We start from the raw sequence: 272 nt of genomic DNA, 5'->3' as shown, positions 1-272 counted from the left end.
CATCTTCGGGACCTACGCGAGCAGCAAGGGCCGGAACAAGGCGATCCGGAAGCAGCAGCTCCGTGCAGCGCACATGCCGACGACCTACCGGACGTACTCCGCGAAGACGATGCTGTACAGCGCGGTGTTCGCCGTCGCCGGCACCATCATGGGGATGTACGTCATCTGGCTCGGGCTCGTCCTGCTCTCCATCGACGAGGAGACAATCCGCCAGACGGCCCCGCCGGAGCTGCACTTCCTCACCGACTTCGTCGGGCTGCCGTCGCTGTCGG

General features: G+C 65.8%; 1 pseudogene. It reads left to right on the top strand.

The window, feature by feature from the left end:
- Positions 1–272: pseudogene (locus SM753_RS20615) on the top strand (type II secretion protein F); the annotation flags it as partial.

This window comes from Halostella sp. PRR32 (assembly GCF_034808085.1).
Classification (GTDB): domain Archaea; phylum Halobacteriota; class Halobacteria; order Halobacteriales; family Natronoarchaeaceae; genus Halostella; species Halostella pelagica.
This window is presented reverse-complemented; position numbering and strand designations above follow the sequence as displayed.